Annotated in this window: 18 protein-coding genes; 6 read left to right on the forward strand and 12 right to left on the reverse strand. The window is 77.2% G+C overall.

Going from position 1 to position 18,000, the window contains the following annotated elements; translation table 11 throughout:
- Window positions 1-3: 3 nt before the first annotated feature.
- The 10 genes from D0Z06_RS03345 to D0Z06_RS25650 all read right to left on the reverse strand — a co-directional run bounded on the left by D0Z06_RS03345 (window position 4) and on the right by D0Z06_RS25650 (window position 10,101).
- Window positions 4-750, reverse strand: a complete 747-nt coding sequence (locus D0Z06_RS03345) for a PIG-L deacetylase family protein (protein WP_117376106.1) — start codon at window positions 748-750, stop codon at window positions 4-6.
- Window positions 750-1,958, reverse strand: coding sequence for a glycosyltransferase family 4 protein (locus tag D0Z06_RS03350; protein ID WP_117375947.1), 1,209 nt, complete (start codon window positions 1,956-1,958; stop codon window positions 750-752). The genes D0Z06_RS03345 and D0Z06_RS03350 overlap by 1 nt, the downstream gene beginning before the upstream one ends.
- Window positions 1,955-2,899 (reverse strand): sugar phosphate isomerase/epimerase family protein, encoded by a 945-nt coding sequence (locus D0Z06_RS03355; protein WP_233517418.1) that lies wholly within the window; start codon window positions 2,897-2,899, stop codon window positions 1,955-1,957. Before D0Z06_RS03355 ends, D0Z06_RS03350 begins: the two co-directional genes overlap by 4 nt.
- A complete protein-coding gene (locus tag D0Z06_RS03360) occupies window positions 2,896-4,344 on the reverse strand; it encodes a YcaO-like family protein (RefSeq protein ID WP_117375948.1) in 1,449 nt (482 codons plus the stop codon). Before D0Z06_RS03360 ends, D0Z06_RS03355 begins: the two co-directional genes overlap by 4 nt.
- Window positions 4,341-5,213: an MBL fold metallo-hydrolase gene (locus tag D0Z06_RS03365; protein ID WP_117375949.1), complete on the reverse strand. Its 873-nt coding sequence runs from the start codon at window positions 5,211-5,213 to the stop codon at window positions 4,341-4,343. Before D0Z06_RS03365 ends, D0Z06_RS03360 begins: the two co-directional genes overlap by 4 nt.
- Window positions 5,117-6,220 (reverse strand): Gfo/Idh/MocA family protein, encoded by a 1,104-nt coding sequence (locus tag D0Z06_RS03370; RefSeq protein ID WP_117375950.1) that lies wholly within the window; start codon window positions 6,218-6,220, stop codon window positions 5,117-5,119. The genes D0Z06_RS03365 and D0Z06_RS03370 overlap by 97 nt, the downstream gene beginning before the upstream one ends.
- Window positions 6,217-7,269 carry a methyltransferase domain-containing protein gene (locus D0Z06_RS03375; protein ID WP_233517419.1) on the reverse strand — a complete coding sequence of 351 codons (1,053 nt, stop codon included), beginning with the start codon at window positions 7,267-7,269 and terminating at the stop codon, window positions 6,217-6,219. The genes D0Z06_RS03370 and D0Z06_RS03375 overlap by 4 nt, the downstream gene beginning before the upstream one ends.
- Before the next feature lie 67 nt (window positions 7,270-7,336).
- The gene (locus D0Z06_RS03380) at window positions 7,337-8,239 is read right to left on the reverse strand and encodes a hypothetical protein (RefSeq protein WP_117375952.1); all 903 of its coding nucleotides are present in this window, start codon (window positions 8,237-8,239) and stop codon (window positions 7,337-7,339) included.
- The gene (locus D0Z06_RS03385; RefSeq protein WP_233517420.1) at window positions 8,236-9,426 is read right to left on the reverse strand and encodes an inositol-3-phosphate synthase; all 1,191 of its coding nucleotides are present in this window, start codon (window positions 9,424-9,426) and stop codon (window positions 8,236-8,238) included. Before D0Z06_RS03385 ends, D0Z06_RS03380 begins: the two co-directional genes overlap by 4 nt.
- Before the next feature lie 204 nt (window positions 9,427-9,630).
- Window positions 9,631-10,101, reverse strand: a complete 471-nt coding sequence (locus D0Z06_RS25650) for a hypothetical protein (protein ID WP_199522102.1) — start codon at window positions 10,099-10,101, stop codon at window positions 9,631-9,633.
- A 201-nt stretch (window positions 10,102-10,302) separates the two neighbouring features.
- Between D0Z06_RS25650 and D0Z06_RS03395 the strand changes: the two genes are divergently transcribed.
- Genes D0Z06_RS03395 through D0Z06_RS03410 form a run of 4 tightly spaced genes read left to right on the forward strand, consistent with a single transcriptional unit; the run spans window position 10,303 to window position 13,914 of the window.
- Window positions 10,303-11,205, forward strand: a complete 903-nt coding sequence (locus D0Z06_RS03395; RefSeq protein WP_117376108.1) for an ABC transporter ATP-binding protein — start codon at window positions 10,303-10,305, stop codon at window positions 11,203-11,205.
- Entirely contained in the window at window positions 11,202-12,041 is an 840-nt protein-coding gene (locus tag D0Z06_RS03400; RefSeq protein ID WP_117375954.1) for an ABC transporter permease, read from the forward strand. The genes D0Z06_RS03395 and D0Z06_RS03400 overlap by 4 nt, the downstream gene beginning before the upstream one ends.
- On the forward strand, window positions 12,038-13,285 hold the full coding sequence (locus D0Z06_RS03405) for a sensor histidine kinase (RefSeq protein ID WP_233517421.1): 1,248 nt from the start codon (window positions 12,038-12,040) through the stop codon (window positions 13,283-13,285). The genes D0Z06_RS03400 and D0Z06_RS03405 overlap by 4 nt, the downstream gene beginning before the upstream one ends.
- On the forward strand, window positions 13,282-13,914 hold the full coding sequence (locus tag D0Z06_RS03410) for a response regulator (protein ID WP_117375956.1): 633 nt from the start codon (window positions 13,282-13,284) through the stop codon (window positions 13,912-13,914). Before D0Z06_RS03405 ends, D0Z06_RS03410 begins: the two co-directional genes overlap by 4 nt.
- Window positions 13,915-13,921: 7 nt before the next feature.
- Here the strand turns inward: D0Z06_RS03410 and D0Z06_RS03415 are convergent, their stop codons facing one another.
- Together D0Z06_RS03415 and D0Z06_RS03420 are read right to left on the reverse strand one after the other, a co-directional pair.
- Window positions 13,922-14,611, reverse strand: a complete 690-nt coding sequence (locus D0Z06_RS03415; protein WP_117375957.1) for a class I SAM-dependent methyltransferase — start codon at window positions 14,609-14,611, stop codon at window positions 13,922-13,924.
- A gap of 44 nt (window positions 14,612-14,655) precedes the next feature.
- Entirely contained in the window at window positions 14,656-15,693 is a 1,038-nt protein-coding gene (locus tag D0Z06_RS03420; protein ID WP_158579864.1) for an alpha/beta fold hydrolase, read from the reverse strand.
- 473 nt (window positions 15,694-16,166) lie between these two features.
- On the opposite strand from D0Z06_RS03420, the gene D0Z06_RS03425 reads away from it, so the two are divergent.
- Together D0Z06_RS03425 and ychF are read left to right on the forward strand one after the other, a co-directional pair.
- On the forward strand, window positions 16,167-16,673 hold the full coding sequence (locus D0Z06_RS03425) for an ASCH domain-containing protein (protein WP_199522103.1): 507 nt from the start codon (window positions 16,167-16,169) through the stop codon (window positions 16,671-16,673).
- Between the two features lie 62 nt (window positions 16,674-16,735).
- Window positions 16,736-17,809, forward strand: a complete 1,074-nt coding sequence (gene ychF, locus D0Z06_RS03430; protein WP_117375958.1) for a redox-regulated ATPase YchF — start codon at window positions 16,736-16,738, stop codon at window positions 17,807-17,809.
- The last annotated feature ends 191 nt before the right edge of the window (window positions 17,810-18,000 follow it).

Raw genomic sequence — 18,000 nt, forward strand, 5'->3', positions numbered from 1 at the left:
CGGCTAGAGGGAGACGGCCCCGCTCCCGACCTCGGCGTCGGTGAGCACGGCGCGGGCGCGCGCCCCCGCCAGCAGCACCTCCGGCAGGCCGGCCAGCGCCGCCCGCATGCCGTCGGCCCCGCCGAACTGGAAGCCCAGCTGGGTGCCGTAGCAGGCGCACGCGGCCGCGCGCCGCTCCGGGCCCTGCGGCAGCCGCACCGGGGCCAGGCCGCCGGGCAGGTGCGGGCCGGGGACCGCGGCGGGGTCGCGCAGCACGTAGGGGCTGTCCCGCCACCACAGCACCGGTCGGTCCCGCGCGGCCACGGCCCGGAGCACCTGCAGGTGGTCGACGTGCCCGCCGAGGGCCTGCGGGGCCAGCACCAGGTCGGCCCCCAGCTCGGCCTCGAGCGCGGCCAGGCGGGCGGCGAGCTCCCGCCACAGGTCGTCGTCCCCGCGCACGCCGGCGAACAGGTCCGCGGCGCTGCCGTAGCCGCGGTGCGGCGCCTCGGGCAGGTCCCAGTGCACCGGCACGGCCCCGAGCGCGGCCATCGCGGCGGCGTCCTCGGCCCGGCGCAGCGCCATGTAGTCGGCGTCGGCGGGCAGCCCCTTGTCCAGCTGGCAGGCCAGCGCGAACCCGGCCGGGTCGGGCACGCTCGCGGTCAGGCAGGTGACCACGGTGACCTCGTGCCCGGCGTCGGCGAGGGCGGCGAGCGTCCCGCCGACGGAGAACGCGGCGTCGTCGAGGTGCGGGCTGACCGCCAGCACGCGCATCACAGCAGGTGCGCCGCCGCCCGGAAGCGGCAGGCGGGGTCGACGCCGTCCGGCATCGTCCAGCCCGGGCCCGGCGTCGTCCCGGCCACCTCCCGGTGCACCGCGTCGACCGCACGGGCCAGCACCGGCCACGAGTACAGCCGGCGCACCTCCTCCAGCGCCGCTGCCGCCAGGCGCTCCCGCAGGCCGGCGTCGGCGAGCAGCCGGTCCAGCGCGGCCCGCAGCCCGGCGACGTCCCCCGGCGCGTGCAGCAGACCGTTCTCCTCGTGCCGCAGGCAGTCGACGACGCCGACGCTGTCGGTGCTCACCACCGGCAGCCCGCTGGCCATCGCCTCCAGCAGGGTGTTGCTGAAGCCCTCGCTGTAGGTGGGGCTGACGAAGACGTCGGCCGACCGGTAGACCTCCGGCGCCTCGTCCGGCGGGACGTAACCCAGGAACGTCGTCCGCCCGTCGGCCCGCGCCCGGGCCTCGTCGAGGTCGGGGCCGATGCCGGAGACGACCAGCCGCACCCCCTCGGGCAGCGCCGCCAGCAGGTCGAGCACGCCCTTGCGCCGGTCCACCCGGCCGTGGAACAGCAGCACCGGCGGCTCGCGCAACGCCCCGAGCGGCCGCTCCGCGGGGGTGAACCGGCGGGTGTCGGTCGCGCCCGGGACGATCGTGAACCGCGCCGGGTCGCAGCCGAGGTTGCCCACCACCTCGTCGCGGAAGCTGGCGCTGCCGATGAGCACCGCGCTGGAGGCGTCGACCACGGTCCGCATAGCGTGCGCGTGGGTCGCGCAGCAGGTGCCCACCCAGTGCCCGTCCCCGCCCTGGATGCTCACCACGGCCGGCAGGCCGGTCTCGCGGGCCGCGGCCAGGACCGCCAGCCCCGGCGGGTAACCGTACTGGGCGTGCAGGACGTCGAAGGGCGCCTCGGCGTGCAGCCGGAGGACGGTCCGCACGATCTCGTCGATGTCGCCCTCCCAGTCGGCCGGGACGACGGTCTCCCCGCGGCTGGGCAGCGCCACCACCTCGACGCCGTCGGGCACCCGCTCGGGCGGGGGCGGGCCGCCGCCGTACACCCGCGTGCCGGCCTCGTCGTCGCGGTACTGGCTGACCAGCGTCACCTCCTGGCCGAGCGCCACGAGCTCGCGCAGCAGGTTCTCCGCGTACACGCTCATCCCGCTGACCGCCGGCCAGTAGCGCCGGCTCACGAAGCAGGTCCTCACGCCGCCTCCTCCGCGCCGGCCGCCTCGGCCGCCCGCAGGGTCGCCATCGACCGCGGCACCATCTCGTGCGCGCGGTGCCCGTCCCGGGAGAGCTCGAGGGTGACCAGCCGGTCGAAACCCGCCGTCCGCAGCGCCCGGAGGACGGCGGGCAGGTCGACGTCCCCCTCGTCCAGCGGCAGGTGGTCGTGCACCCCCCGGCGCATGCCCTCGACGGCGACCGTGCCCAGGTGCGGCGCGAAGGCGGCGACGGCCTCCTCCGGGGCGTACCCGCCGGCGACCACGCAGTGCCCGGTGTCCAGCGCGAGGGTGATCCCCGGCGCGGCGGCCGCCAGCCGGGCCCACCCGTCGCAGTCCTCGACCAGCATGCCCGGCTCGGGCTCCACGGCGAGGGCGTAGTCGGCCCCGCCGTGGCTGTCGACCAGCGCGCGGACGCCGTCGACCAGCCACCGCCACGCCGCCCCGCGGTCGACCGCCGGCTGCGGCACCCCGGCCCAGAAGCTGACCGCCTCGGCGCCCAGCACGCCGGCCAGGTCGCAGGCCCGCCGCAGGTAGGCCAGCCGGCGGGCGCGGCCCGCGGCCGACGGCGAGACCAGGGTGGGCTCGTGCTTCACCCGCGGGTCGAGCAGGAAGCGGGCGCCGGTCTCGACCACGACGCCCAGGCCGAGCGCGTCGCAGCGGGCCCGCACCCGCTCGGCCTGGGCGAACGCGTCGTCGGCGAAGGGGTCGAGGTGCACCACGTCGAGGGTCAGGGCGACGCCCGCGTAGCCGGTGTCGGCGAGCAGGGCCAGCGCGTCGTCCAGCCGGTGCGAGGTCAGCCCGTTGGTGTTGTACGCGTAGCGCAGGCCGGTCACCGGGCCGCTCCCGCCGTCGCGGCCGGTCACCGGGCCGCTCCCGCCGTCGCGGCCGGTCACCGGGCCGCTCCCGCCGTCGCGGCCGGTCACCGGGCCGCTCCCGCCGTCGCGGCCACGTGCCGGCCCGGCTCCCGGTACAGCGCGTACAGCGGCCCCACCCGGGCCGCGGCCCCGGACCGGTCGAACCAGGCCGGCCCGCCGAGGCGCTCGTGTGCGTCGGCGGTCAGGTGCACCCGCGCCCAGCCGCCCGGGTCCGGGCCGACGGCGACCAGCGGGTCGCCGCGCTCCAGCAGCCGGCGCACGCCGCGCTCGCCGATCCGGCCGTAGGACATCGTCTCCACCTCCAGGCCCGGCACGAGCACCTTCGCCGCGACCGCCTCGCCGTCGGAGCGGTGCACGTCGACCAGCACGTCGAGGCCCTCGGCGGCCAGCCGCCCGGTCAGCGTGCCGAGCAGGTCCCCGCCGGCCCAGGTCGGGAGGTCGGTCAGCGGCACGGTCTCCCGCCGGGAGAGCACCGTGCCGCGCAGCTGGTCGACCAGGGCGGCGGTGCCCTGCCGGGTCCACCCGAGCATCGCCTCCAGCGCCCGGTCCTCCTCGACCAGCCGCTCGGGCGGGTGCCCGGCCAGCCACGCGTCGAGGTAGCCGGGCGGGGTGGCCGCGGCCACCCGGTCCAGCGGGCCGTGCATGAAGGCCTTGCGGCTGCGGGCCGCGGCGAACTCGAACAGCGCCTTGCGGACGGCGGTGTCCCGGTCGGGGTGCGCGGCCTCCCCGCACGCGGTCGCCATCACCGGCACCGGCTCGGAGCCGTCCCGCGAGCAGCCGACCGCGTACACGTCGACCACACCGAAGGCGGTGCTCGCCAGCTTGACCAGCACCTCGATGCCCGCGGCGGCCAGCCGGTCGAGCAGCGCGCACGCGTCGGGGTCGCGCAGCCCGCCGAGGTCGAGCACCACGCCGCGGTCCATGGCCCGGAAGGCGGTGGCGTTGCCGTCGCGCTGCAGCACCTCGAGCAGGGCGTGCGCGACCGCCCGGTCGACGTCGAAGCCCGCGCCCTGGCCGTTGGTGACCACGGTGGTCAGCCAGCCCGCCGGGGGCGGGTCGCCGGGCAGGTCCGCCGGCCCGGAGGCGACCAGCTCGGCGGGCACCCACACCGTCCCGGCGTCCGACCACCGGGTCATCGGCAGCCACTGCAGCGGCCGGTCCTCGTCGTAGGGGCTGCCCGCCTCCAGGGCGAGGGTGCGCGGGTCGGCCACCCGGTCGCGGCCCTCCTGCCGGACCAGCTCCGCGTACGAGGCCTGCACCCGCGGGCGCGCGGAGAGGGCCCGGGCCGACAGCGCCATCTCGGCCATCTCGCCCAGCGCCCCGGTGCGGGCCTCCTCGCGGGTGGCGCCGTAGCCCAGGCCGCTGCCGCCGGCGTGCGCGGGGGAGTCGACGAGGAAGGCGCTGTGCAGCGGCACGTCCAGGACGTCGAGGCCCTCGACCGCGAACTCCTCGACCGGCGGGAACGAGGCCCGGTACCGCTCGGCCGGGGTCACAGCTCCGCCAGCGCGACGGGAGCGGCGTCCGGCGGGCCGGCCAGCAGCCGCTGCACCAGGCGGACCACGTGGTCGGTGGTGACGCCGCGGACCAGCTCGAAGGGCGTGGCCACGGTGTCGAACTGCAGCGGTGCGACGACGGCGAGGTACTCGCGCAGCTCGCCGTGGGAGAGCGGGATCTGGGCGTGGAACGCCTTGTGCGCGGAGAGGGCGACCGGCGTGCCGTCGTCGTCGAGGTCGACCTTGAGCGAGTCACCGCAGAAGAGCACCCCGCGGCGGGTGTCGTGCAGCACCGAGTGGCCGGGGAAGTGCCCGCCGGTGCGGTGCAGCGTCAGGCCGGGGGCCAGCTCCAGGACGTCGTCGGCGGGCCAGGTGACCCGGAAGGCCTTGGTCCACTCCAGGTCGCGCACCCCGACGCACACCACCCGCGGCTCCAGCTCGGCCTGCAGCTGCCACAGCGCGCCGTAGCCGTGCACGTGGCTGGAGGCGAGGACGTCGAGGCCGCCCTTCTCGCCGGCCATCCGGCGCAGCTCGGCGAGCATGTCGGCGGTGTACCAGGGGGCGCACTCGAAGCCGACCAGGCCGGCGTCGGTCTCGACCACCCACCCGCGGCTGTCGAGGCCGAACCGCGGCTCGGTGCCGAACTCGGTGACGCCCTCCACCGCGGTGGGCCGCCAGAAACCGGTGACCAGCTCGTCGGCCTGCTTGGCGGTGACGAACTCGAAGCCGTGCTCGGGCAGCGCGTTGCGCACGTCGGCGCAGACGGGGCAGGTCAGCGGGCCGGGCGCCGGCCAGCGCTGCCAGTGCCCGCAGTTGGTGCAGGCGTAGGCGGGCAGGTCGGGCAACAGGCCGCGGTAGGGGTTGGCCATCGTGCGTCCTCCAGGGCTCGCAGCAGCAGGCGGTGCAGGCGCAGGTCGCGGTCGGGGTCGTGGGGCCAGGCGACGTCCACCGCCGCCGTCCCCCCGACCGCGGCGGTGAAGGCGGCGAACTGGGCGGCGAACGGGGCGGTGCCGGCGAAGGGGACGTCGACCGGCTCGGGGCGGTGCAGGGTCAGCGAGCCGCCCGCGGTCTGGCCCATCGTGTCCACGGCGACGGCCATGCCGCGGGTGCCGACGACCTCCAGCCGGCGGCGGGGCAGGGCGTCGGGGGTGTTGTAGGCGACGTGCAGGTCGACCAGGACGCCCCCGGCGGTGCGGCCGGCCAGCAGCGCCCCGTCGTCCACCGGGTAGCCGTGCACCCGCCGCTGGAGCAGCGCGGTCAGCTCCACGACGTCCTCGCCGAGCAGCACGCCGACCAGGTCCAGCGCGTGCGGGGCGAGGTCGATCGCCGCGCCCCCGCCGGCGCGGGCCCGGTCGACCCGCCAGTTGTCGTGCGGGGCGCCGTCCGGCGTCCAGTCGGCCGGCAGCCAGCAGCAGTAGACGACGCGGACGGCGGTCACCGTGCCCAGCTCGGGCAGCAGCTCGCGCAGCCGGGCGTGGGCCGGGTGCCAGCGCTGGTCGTAGGCGGTGCCCAGCAGCACGCCGGCCTCCCGGCAGGCGGCGACCAGCGCCTCGGCGTCGGCCACGTCGGCGGCCAGCGGCTTCTCCACGAGCACCGCGCGGCCCGCGCCGGCGGCGGCCTCGACGACGGCCCGGTGGGCGGCGTTGGGCACCGCGACGTAGACGGCGTCGAGGCCCGGGGTGGCGAGGAAGGCGGCGAGGTCGGTGCCGCGGGGGGTGTCGCCGCCCACCCGGGCGAGGGCGTCGGCGTCCCGGTCGTGCAGCGCCACCACCTCCGCCCCCGGGGTGGCGCGCAGCGCGGGCAGCGCGTGGTCGCGGGCCACCCACCCGCAGCCGGCGACGCCCCAGCCGACGACGTCGCTCCCCGCGCGGGTCACCAGGCCTCCGGCAGGTCGACCAGGAGCCGGCGGCGGGCCGCGTCGGGCGGCAGCGGGTCCGGCCAGCGCTCGGGCAGGTACCCCGACCGCGGGCCGTACTCGGCGCCGTACCGGTCGCTGGGCCAGGTGCGCACCCCGTCGACGTAGAGCGGGTTGGGGCGCAGCGGGGGCAGCGGCTCGCCCAGGTCGACCGGTGCCGGCCGGCGCGGGTCACCGGCGACGAGGGCCACCGCCTCGCTCCCGTGCAGCTCGGCCGGTGCCGCCGGGCGGGGCGGGCGGCCCTCGAGCAGTGCGCGGGTCAGCTCCCCGTCGTCGTAGAGGAGGTCGGCCCCGAGCACCGCGGCGTAGCCCTCCGGGGTCGACGGCTCGCCGGCGGGGTCGGTGACGTGCGCGTGGCCGACCGCGACGGTGCCGCCGGGGCCGGCCAGGGCGTGCAGCGCGGCCGCGGCGGCCGGCTTGTCGCGCATGAAGTAGAAGGCGTCCGAGCACAGGACGTAGGCCGGCTGGGGCACGTCCAGGCCGGCCACCGCGGTGCCCGGCACGGTCAGCCCCGGGACGGCGGTGACGTCGGCGCACACGTACCGCGCGCCGGGGCAGACGAAGCGGCGGGCCAGCCACAGCTTGGCCCACACCACGTCGACGCCGACCAGCCCCGTGCAGCCGCGGCGGGCCAGCTCGCGCAGCTGGGTGCCGATGCCGCAGGCGACGTCGACCACCGGGCGCCGGCCGGGCCAGTGCTGCTGCAGCAGGGCCAGGCCGGCCAGGTGGGTGGGGTCCGACCAGCGGTGGGCGAAGTAGTCGGCCACCCGGCCCATGCCGAGCAGGTCCATGGCCTCCCGGAGGGTCCGGGCGGCCGGCACGCGGGCCAGCTGCTCGGCCGGCGGCGGGGGTTCGGTCCACCAGTCGTCGGCGTCGGCCAGCAGCAGCACCCGGGCACGCGCGGGCTCGCCGGCGGCGACCAGGCCGGCGACCTCGGCGCGGAGGTCCTCGCGGCCGGCCCGGGCGAAGGGGATGCCGTCGACGAGGGGGACGGGCGGGGCGAGGGTCACCACGTCACCCGCCCGCTCCCGCGGCCCGCCCCGCTCCCCGCCCGTTCCCCGTCACGCGGCCGCCCGCTCACAGCCCTGCCGCCGCCAGCACCTCGAGGTGGAAGCCCTGCACGGGCCCGGCGTGCACCAGCTCGAGGTCGTCGAGCGCCTGCTCGGCGGTGAACGCCGCGGCGCGGGCGTGGTGGTGCACCTGCAGCACCCGGTCGAGGACGTCGGCGGCGTGGAAGGCCCGCGCCTCCGGGGGCCCGGCGTCCGCGCGCAGCGCCAGGACCTCCCGCAGCCGCGCGGCCAGCGGCCCGGGCAGGGCGGCCAGCTCCCGCTCCTCGAGGGTGGCCAGCACCCGGGGCAGGGCCCCGCCGAGGAGGACCTCGCCGGCGAAGCCGGCGTCGGGCAGCGCGACGTTGTGCAGGTGGTGGGCGAGGCCGACCAGGAACGGCGGCACCGGGTCGGCGCCGAACAGCGGCGCGGTGAGGACGCCGTACACCGCCACGGTGAGGCAGTGGTCGCCGTGGCTCTCGGGCGGCTCGACCACGACCCGCGCCCGGCCGGGGGCGGTGGCCCCGGCCCGCGGCTGCCGGTTGAGCACCTCGGCCGGCGGCGGCGGGGGCCCGGGCCGCGGGAGGTCCACCGCCAGGGCCCCGCGCAGGTCCGCGGCCAGGTCCGGGTCCAGCGGCCCGGCGACCTCGTCGAAGGACCGGCGCAGCACGGCCAGGGCCTCGGCGTCCTCCAGGCCCGCGGTCCGCAGCACCGCGCCGTCGATCCCGGCCAGCCGGGCCCGGGTCACCGCCGCCGCGGTCTCCGACCGGACGACGAGCGCCGGGTCCTCCCCGGCGACCAGGCGGCCCCAGGCGCGGCCGAAGGCCTGCTCGGCCAGGGAGCCGGGGGCACCGGCGACCCGGACCCGCTTGGCGTCCCCGATCTCGGCCAGCAGCGGGCGCAGCTCCTCGAGCGGGGCCGGCCCGCCGCTCACCGGGTGGGGGCCCCTTCGGCGAGCCAGTCGAGCAGCGCGCGCTCCTGGCGGTGCAGCGCGTGCTCGGGGACCTCGCCGTCGGCGGTCATGGGCGCCTTGAAGAACCAGCCCAGCTGCTCCTGGACCCCGCCCTCGCCGCGCTGCTGGGCGAGGTCGGTCAGCCGCGCCAGCTCGATGGCCAGCGGGGCGGCGAGGATGGAGTCGCGGCACTGGAAGTCGACCTTGACCTGCATCCGCTGGCCCAGGAAGCCGACCAGGTCGATGGCGTCCCAGGCCTCCTTGGCGTCGCCGCGCGGCCGGTAGTAGTCGATGCGGACGACGTGGTCCTCGACCGGGTAGCCGAGGATCGAGTCGAGGACGCTGCCCTTGGTCTGCAGCTTGCTCGACAGGGAGTCGGGGTCGTCCAGGGCCAGGCCGTCGCGGTTGCCCAGGATGTTGGTGGAGTACCAGCCCTCGACGGTCAGCGCGCGGCTGCGGAAGGCCGGGGCCAGGACGGTCTTCATCATCGTCTGGCCGGTCTTGCCGTCCTTGCCCGCGACCGGCACCCCGCGGGCGGCGGCCAGCTCCAGCAGCGCCGGGACGTCGGCGGCCAGGGACGGGGTGAAGTTGACGTACCCGGCGCCCTCGCTGATCGCGGCGTGGGCGTACACCATCGCCGGGGTGATCGAGCGGTCGTCGGCGTCCAGCCCCTCCTCGAAGGCGGCCGCGGTCTGCAACGCGGGGGCGGCCGGGTCGGGCCAGCGCTCGGTGGAGGCCAGGTTGACCAGGACCAGCCCGTCGAGCCCGTGCTCCTCGCGGAAGCGCCGCAGGTCGGCGCGCACGGCGTCGGACTGGTCGCGGCGGGTCCGCGCCAGCACCACGTTGCCGCCGGTCACGTTGTGGCAGAAGTCGGCGTCGCCCGCCGCCGGCCACGGGGTCAGCGCGGACAGCGCCGGGCCGGCCTGCTCCAGCTGCCGGTGGTCCAGGACGCCGTGCAGCTCCGCGGCCTTGCGCAGGTCCGCGCCGTCGAGGTCCCAGCCCCCGATCACCAGGTCGCCGTAACCGGCCAGGCCGGTCGCGACCTCGACGGGCACCCCGCCGACCTCCACCCCTGCCAGGGGCAGCCCGTCGGGGTCGACCGCGCCGAGCCGCAACAGCTCCAGCCCCGCCACCGCGGTCGTGGCGACCGCACCCCCCAGACCGACCACCGCGACGCCGACTCGACGGGACGTACCGTGCAACGCAACCTCCGCTGGTTGTGCTGGATCAGGTCTCGCACAACCGAGCCTGGCACAGGCCGCCGGGGTCCGCGCGGTGAGTCCGCGATCGGCCGCCGGACGCGGCCCGGCCCGACCGGGGCCGGCCGCGCGGGACCCCGCCGGGTGGGGGAGGTGGTGCCGGTCGACCCGGGGTCAGCCCAGGGAGGCGGTGAGCGTGACCTCGTCCGCGGTGACGGTGCTGCACTCGAGGTTCAGCGGGCCCGCGGCGACGCTCTGGCCCTGGGTGCAAGTGGCCTCGGTGCCGCCGACCGTCAGGCTGGCCTGGCCGTCCTGGACGCCGTTGAAGGCGATCCGGTTGCCGAGGACGTCGACCTGGGCGCCCTCCCCGGTCAGGGTGACCGAGCAGGAGGTGCCGGAGCAGTCGACGCTGGAGGCGGCGTCCTCCGCGGCCGACGCCGCGGCGGACCCGGCCGACTCCGCCGCGGACCGGGCCGACTCCGCGGCGGACTGGGCCGCCTCGCCGGCGGACTCGGCGGCGGTCGCGGCGCTCTCGACGGCCGAGGACGCGTCTTCCGCGGTTCCACCGCACCCGGACAGGCCGACGACGGCGAGACCACCGGCGAGCAGGCCGGCGGCCACCCTGGGACTCGGTGTCGATGTCATGCACCGAGGCTAGGGTGACCCGGGTCGCGGCGCGTGCTGGGCGGCGAGCTGTCATCCGGGCGTCATGCAACGGCCACCGCCGACGCCCTCCCGGCGGCCGGTCGGCCGAGCGGCGGGCCGGCGCCGTCCACCGGCCGGTGGACGGTGGACCGGCCGGTCGGCCGTCCCGCGCGGGCCGCGGCCGGCGGCAGTCTCGTCGCCATGACAGCGATCCAGCCGGCGCCGGCCCCCGCGGGGACCGCGCCCGACGAGCCGGCCGTGCGGGTGCGCGGCCTGGTCAAGCGGTACGGGGGACGGGCCGTCGTGGACGGCGTCGACCTCGAGGTGCGGCGCGGTGAGGTTCTCGCGCTGCTGGGCCCGAACGGGGCGGGCAAGACGACCACGGTGGAGGTCCTCGAGGGTGTCCGCAGGCGCGACGCCGGGGAGGTGGCCGTCCTGGGCCGGGACCCGGCCACCGGCGACCGCGCGTGGCGGGACCGGATCGGCGTGGTGGGCCAGACCACCGGGGCGGGCAACGCGCTGACCGTCCGGGAGACCCTCGACCACTACGCGCGGTACCACGCCACCCCGGTGCCCACCGCGGAGCTGCTGGCCGACGTCGGCCTGTCCGAGGCCGCCGGGCGGCGGGTGGACAAGCTCTCCGGCGGCCAGCGCCGGCGGCTGGAGGTGGCCCTCGGGGTGCAGGGGCACCCGGAGCTGCTGTTCCTGGACGAGCCCACGACCGGCATGGACCCGGTCGCCCGGCGCGCGTTCTGGGGCCTGGTCGAGGGGCTGCGCGACCGCGGCACCACGGTCCTGCTCACCACCCACTACCTCGACGAGGCCGCGCACCTGGCCGACCGGGTCGGCGTCATCACCGCCGGCCGGCTGGTCGAGGTGGCCGCGCCCACCGAGCTCGGCGGGGAGCTGCGCCGGGTCGCGACCGTGCGCTGGACCGAGGACGGCGCGACCCGCGAGGTCGGCACCCCCGCGCCGTCGGCGCTGCTGCGCGACCTGCTCGCCGCCACCCCGGCCGGCGAGGTGCCCGGCCTGACCGTCACCCGCCCCGGCCTGGAGGACGTCTACCTCCGGCTGGTCGCCACCCCGGAGGGGGAGCCCCGATGACCGCCCCGACCCTGCCCCGCCCGGCCGCGGCGCCCCCGCCCGCGCCGCCCTCGGCGGTCACCGTGGGCCTGGCCCGGATCGGCCTGGAGCTGCGGCTGTTCGTCCGCGACGCCGGCCAGGTCGTCTTCTCCTTCGCCTACCCGGTCATCATGCTGGTGATCTTCGCGTCCGTCTTCGGCGACGAGGAGGTGCTGCCCGGGGTCGGGTTCCCGCAGTACTTCCTGGCCGGCATCGCCGCCACCGGCGTGATGCTGACCAGCTTCCAGGCGGTCGGCACCGCGGTCACCGAGGAGCGCGACCGCGGCGACCTGGCCCGGCTGCAGACCCTCGGCACCCCGCCGCTGTCCTACGGGATCGGCAAGGCCGGGCAGGTCGTGCTCACCACCGTCGTCCAGCTGACCGTGCTGCTCGCCGTGGCCCGGCTGGCCTACGACGTCCCGCTGCCCACCGAGCCCGCCCGCTGGCTGACCTTCGCGTGGGTGGTCGTGCTGGGCATCCTGGCCGGCACCGTGCTCGGCATCGCGGTGGCGGGCGTCGTCGGCAGCGCCCGGTCGGCCGGCGCCGGCATCCCCGCCTTCGCGGTGGTGCTGCAGTTCATCTCCGGGGTCTTCTTCATCGACTCCGACCTGCCGGGCTGGATGGACACGGTGGCCGCGGTCTTCCCGCTGAGGTGGATGGTGCAGGGCATGCGGTCGGTCTTCCTGCCCGACTCCGCCGCCGTCGCCGAGCAGGCGGGGTCGTGGCAGCACGGGACCACTGCCCTCGTGCTGGCCGCATGGGTGATCATCGGCGCCGTGGTGTGCGCCCGGACCTTCCGCTGGCGGCGCGGGACGTGACCCGCGGCCGCGCGTGGGCCGCCGTCCTCCTCCCCGAGCCGGGGGAGGGGGACGGCGGCTTCCCGCTCTCCGAGCGCGGGTGGCGGGCGACCGTGGCCGGGATGCACGTGATCTCCGCGGCGGTCTGGACCCTCGCGGTGGTCACCACCGCCACCCGCCCCGAGGGCGTGCGGCCGGTGGTGCTCGCCGTCCTCGCCGTGCTGGCCGTCGCCTACGCGCTGGCCGGCGCGCCGGCGATCGCGGCCGGCGGGCTGCGGCTGCGCAGCCCGCTCTACCTCACCGTGCTGGTCGCCGGCTTCGCGGTGCTCGGCTTCACCGACCCGACGATGTTCTTCCTGCTGTTCCTGGCCTACCCGCAGGTGTGGTTCGTGGTCGGCGGGACGACGACCGGGATCGCCTGGACGGTGCTGCTGGCCGTGGCCAGCGCGATCGGCCCGGTGGCGAGCGCCGCCTCGGGGGACGCCGCGCAGGACGCCCTGGTCTCCACCGGGATCAGCCTGCTGTTCAGCCTGGCGCTCGGCCTGTGGGTGAGCCGGGTGCTGCACCAGAGCGAGCAGCGGGCCCAGCTGATCGACCAGCTGGAGCGCACCCGCGCGGAGCTGGCCGCGGCCGAGCGCGAGCGCGGGGTGCTGGCCGAGCGGGAGCGGCTGGCCCGGGAGGTGCACGACACCCTCGCCCAGGGCTACACGAGCATCGTCGTCCTCGCGCAGACGGCGGCCGCCCAGCTGGACCGGGACCCGGCCGCCGCGCGGGAGCGGCTCGCGGTCATCGAGGAGGTGGCCCGCGACAACCTGGCCGAGGCGCGCGCGGTGGTGGCCGCGTTCCGGCCGGTGGGGCTGGAGGAGTCGACCCTGGTGGAGGCCCTGCACCGGCTGGCCGAGCGGTTCGGCCGGGAGACCGGCCTGGCCGTGCGGGTGGACACCGGCGCGCTCGGCACCGGGCCGGAGCTGCGCCGCGACGAGGAGGTCGTGCTGCTGCGCGGCGCCCAGGAGGCGCTGACCAACGTGCGCCGGCACGCGGGGGCCTCCGCGGTGGTGGTCCGGCTGGTCCGGGTTGCCGGGCAGGTGTCGGTGCACGTCGAGGACGACGGCGTCGGCTTCGACCCCGCGGCCGCGCCCGGCGCCGGGCTGGAGGGGCTGCGCGGCCGGGTGGCGCAGGTCGGCGGGACCGTCGACGTCGCCTCCGCGCCCGGGACGGGGACGCGGGTGACCGTGCGGGTGCCGGCGTCCGGGGCGGGGCCGTGATCCGGGTGCTGGTCGTCGACGACCACCCCGTCGTCCGCGGGGGGCTGGTCGGCTGGCTCGACGCGCAGGAGGACCTCACCGTCGTGGGCGAGGCCGGCGACGGGCAGGAGGCGCTGGCCCTGGTGGCCGAGCGCGCGCCGGACGTCGTCCTCATGGACCTGCGGATGCCGCGGATGGACGGCGTGACCGCGACCGAGCGCATCGGCGCGGCCCACCCCGCCGTGCGGGTGCTCGTGCTGACCACCTACGACACCGACGCCGACATCGTGCGGGCCGTCGGCGCCGGGGCGACCGGCTACCTGCTCAAGGACGCGCCGCTGCCGCAGCTGGCCGACGCCGTCCGCGCCGCGGCCCGCGGGGAGACGGTGCTGGCGCCGCCGGTGGCCGCCCGGCTGGTGTCGCACCTGCGCGCGCCCGCGCCCGAGGCGCCGACCGCGCGGGAGCTGGAGGTGCTGGCCGGGGTGGCCCGCGGGCTGACCAACGCCGAGATCGGGCGGGAGCTGTACATCGGCGAGGCGACGGTGAAGACCCACCTGCTGCGGGTGTTCGCCAAGCTCGGCGTCGACGACCGCACCCGGGCGGTCATGGTCGCCGTCGAGCGCGGCCTGCTGCCAGCACCGGGCGCGTGACGGCGGCTCAGCTCGTGAGCCGGACCAGCACCTGCTCCCACAGCGGGTTGTAGGCCACGTAGTCGAACCCGTGGCCGGTGCGGTCGACGAACTCAGTGAACGCCCGGTGCTCGTGGCGCTCCCAGCCGGGGTAGTTGAAGTACTCGTCGAAGAGCAGGACGCTGCCGGCGACGAGGCGGTCCGCGGCCTCCCGGAGCACGGTCGCCGTCGAGCTGTAGAGGTCGGCGTCCAGGTGGGCGAAGGCGATCGGCCCGGGGTGCCCGGCGAGGAACCGCGGCAGCGAGTCCTCGAACAGCCCCGGGTGCAGCACGGCCCCGGGCACGTCGGGCGGGTCGGCGGCGAAAGCGCCCCGCTCGAAGCCGGTGCGCCAGTCCTCCGGCAGCCCCTGGAAGGAGTCGAAGCCGTGCACCGGCGCGCGGCGGGCGGCGATCCGGCGCAGCGTGTCCCCGCCCGCCACCCCGAACTCGAGGACCAGGCCGTCGGCGGGCGCGAGGTCCAGCGCCAGGTCGAGCAGCCGGAGCTTGCCCTCCACGGGCGTCGCCCCGCCGACGGAGCGGGCGGTGGGCATGTGCTCCTCGACGAAGGCCGCCGTCCGCCGGAGGGCGGCCCGCTGGCGCTCGGCGTCGATGTCGGTCAGCGCGGGGTCGAGCCCGGGGTCGGGCGGGAGCCCGACGCCGGCGTCCCCCTCCGCTGCCATGCCCCGACGGTAGCCAGCCCCGGGGCACGCGGTGCGCGGTGTGGTCAGCCCGCCGCGGGCACCGCCCGATCGACCAGCGCGACCAGCCGCTCGCTGACCTCCGCGCGCCGCTCCATCTGCACCATGTGCCCGACGCCGGGGTGCACGACGAGCTCGGCCCCGGGCAGCGCGTCGGCGATGACCCGGCTGTGGTCGGGTGGGCAGAGCAGGTCCCGCTCACCGCCGACCACCAGCACCGGCAGGCCGGCCAGCGTCTTCAGCGCCCGGGCGCGGTCGTGGTCGGTGAAGGTGGGGAGGAACGCGGCCACCGTCTCCGCCGAGCAGGCGCGGTGCACCTCGAGCGCGGCCGCGACGTCCCCGGGGTGGGCGTCCGGGCTGAAGATCAGCCGCATGTCGAACCCGCCGACGCGGCGCGGCCGGCCGGCCTGCTCGGCGCGCACCGCCCGCTCGTTGAGCAGGGGCAGCAGCCGCTGCACGACACGGGCCACCGGCGCGGGCATGCCCCACGTCGCGGCGGCGAGGTCGCCGGAGCTCGTGGCGACGAAGGCGGTGGCGACGACCCGGTCGCCGAAGAGCTCCGGACGCTGCTCGGCCAGCGCCATGAGCGTCATGCCGCCCATCGAGTGGCCGCCGAGCACGACCGGGCCGGCCGGCGCGACCTCCTCGACGACCCGCGCCAGGTCGCGGCCCAGCTGCTCGATGGTGGCGCGGTCCCGGGGCGTCGGGCCCGAGGAGCCGTGGCCGCGGTGGTCGTAGGTGACGACGCGCAGGTCCGGGCGCGCGGCGGTGAGGTCGCGGACCTGGCCGGCCCACAGCCGGGAGGACTGCACGTAGCCGTGCGCCAGGACGACGATGACCGACGGCTGCTCGGCGCCGAACACCTCGACGTGCAGGGGGACGCCGTCCTCGGTCAGCACGGTGCGGCTGCGCCCGTCCAGTGGGGGCTCCGGGGTGCGCGGGGGGACCGGGGCGGCGGTGCGGGCCCGGCGGCGGCGGGCGAGGGCGGTGCCGGCGACGAGGGCGGTGCCGGCGACGAGGCCGGCGGCGGTCAGGCCGGCGGCGGCCGCGGTGGAGGTGCGCACCGCGGGAGTCTCCCCCAGGGGTCCCGCGGGCCGTGAGGGCGGTCGCCGTCCGGTCGCGGCCGCCGTCCGGTGCCGGTGCCCACGAGACGATCGCCGTCCGGTGCCGGTGCCCACGAGACGATCGCCGTCCCTGCACCGGACATCCCGGCCGGCGGGCTGTCCGGTAGCGGGACATCGATCGCGCGCGAGCGGCCCCGACCCGCACCGCGCAGTCGACCGGGTGGATCATCGGGCTGACCGCCGGACCGCCGATCCGGGCGCCCGCGTGGCCGCTGCCGCAGACCCACCGGCCCAGGACGTCACCCACCCTGCCGAGGAGCCCGCGCGATGAACCCCCGCCGACCGGTGCGCCGCGATGCCGGCGGCCGCGTTCCCCCGGCCGTGACCTGGGCCCCGCCGGGTCCCGCGGTCGTGGTCGGCGGCCACGTCGCCGCGACCGGCCCGGTTCGGGCGCGCACCGCCCGGCGGACCCGGTGACCCCGCCGGCGCCCGAGGACCGGGCCGCCGCCGCGGAGCTGTGGGCCGGCTACGCGGCCGCGCGGCCGGAGGCGGTCACCGCCGGCGACGAGCACACCGTGGAGCACTTCGGCGACTCCGCCGAGCTCGCCGACGAGCTGCTCGCGCTGGTGCTGCGCGGGCCCAAGCGGGCGACCGCGGCGCTGGTCGCCGACTTCGCCGCGGAGGGCCGGCCGCTACCCCGGATCGGCTCGCACTGGGTGGCCTGCGACGGGGCCGGCACCCCACGTGCGGTGCTGCGCACGGTCGAGCTGCGCATCGGCCCCCTCGACAGCGTCGACGACGCGTTCGCGCACGACGAGGGGGAGGGCGACCGGACGCGGGAGAGCTGGCTGCGCGACCACACCCGCTACTTCCGCCGGGTCTGCGCGGCCCGCGGGGAGACGTGGACCGAGCAGCACGAGGTCGTCTTCGAGCGCTTCCGGCTCGTCTGGCCCCCCGACGTCGCGGACCGACCGACGTAGCTCGGAGCGGCCCGGCCACGGAGCCGCGGCCGTCCCGGGCGCGCGCCGTACCCTGGACACCCGTGAGTCTCACCATCGGCATCGTCGGGCTGCCCAACGTCGGCAAGTCGACGCTGTTCAACGCGTTGACCAAGAACGACGTCCTGGCGGCGAACTACCCCTTCGCCACCATCGAGCCCAACGTCGGTGTCGTGGGGGTCCCCGACCCGCGGCTGGCGGAGCTGGCCGGGATCTTCGGTTCGCAGAAGATCATCCCGGCGACGGTGTCGTTCGTGGACATCGCCGGCATCGTGCGGGGCGCCAGCGAGGGGCAGGGGCTGGGCAACAAGTTCCTCGCCAACATCCGCGAGAGCGACGCGATCTGCCAGGTCATCCGGGTGTTCTCCGACCCCGACGTGGTGCACGTCGACGGCAAGGTCTCCCCGCACGACGACATCGAGACGATCAACACCGAGCTGGTGCTGGCCGACCTGCAGACGCTGGAGAAGGCGGTCCCGCGGCTGGAGAAGGAGGCGCGCAAGGACAAGGAGCGCGCCGCCCTCCTCGCCGCGGCCCAGGAGGCCCAGAAGGTGCTCGACGAGGGGCGGACCCTGTTCTCCGCCGGCGTCGACCCCGCCCCCCTGCGCGAGCTGACCCTGCTGACCACCAAGCCGTTCCTCTACGTCTTCAACGTCGACGAGGAGGAGCTGACCGACGAGTCGCTGGTCGCCGAGCTGCGCGAGCTGGTCGCGCCGGCCGAGGCGATCCTGCTCGACGCGAAGATCGAGTCCGAGCTCATCGAGCTGCCCGCCGAGGAGGCCGCCGAGCTGCTGGCCGCCGTCGGGCAGGACGAGCCGGGCCTCGACCAGCTCGCCGCGGTCGGGTTCCGCACCCTCGGCCTGCAGACCTACCTCACCGCCGGGCCCAAGGAGGCCCGCGCCTGGACCATCCCGGTGGGCGCGACCGCCCCGCAGGCGGCCGGGGTCATCCACACCGACTTCCAGCGCGGCTTCATCAAGGCCGAGATCGTCTCCTACGACCAGCTGGTGGAAGCCGGGTCGATGCAGGAGGCCCGGTCCCGCGGCTGGGTGCGCATGGAGGGCAAGGACTACGTCATGCAGGACGGCGACGTCGTGGAGTTCCGCTTCAACGTGTAGATCGGCATGAAACCGCAGGTCAGTGGCTTGTTGATCCCTTCCGATCCACACTCAGTCCACGAGAGACTGCGAGCGAGGCCTGCGCGGCGGCCAGTGTGCGGTCCTCGGCGCTCGGCCACAGGTGGCTGAACGTGTTCAGCGTCGTGGTGGCGGAAGCGTGCCCGGGGGCCCGCTGCACGGTGACGACGTCG

This window comes from Geodermatophilus marinus (genome assembly GCF_003428645.1).
Lineage (GTDB): Bacteria > Actinomycetota > Actinomycetes > Mycobacteriales > Geodermatophilaceae > Geodermatophilus.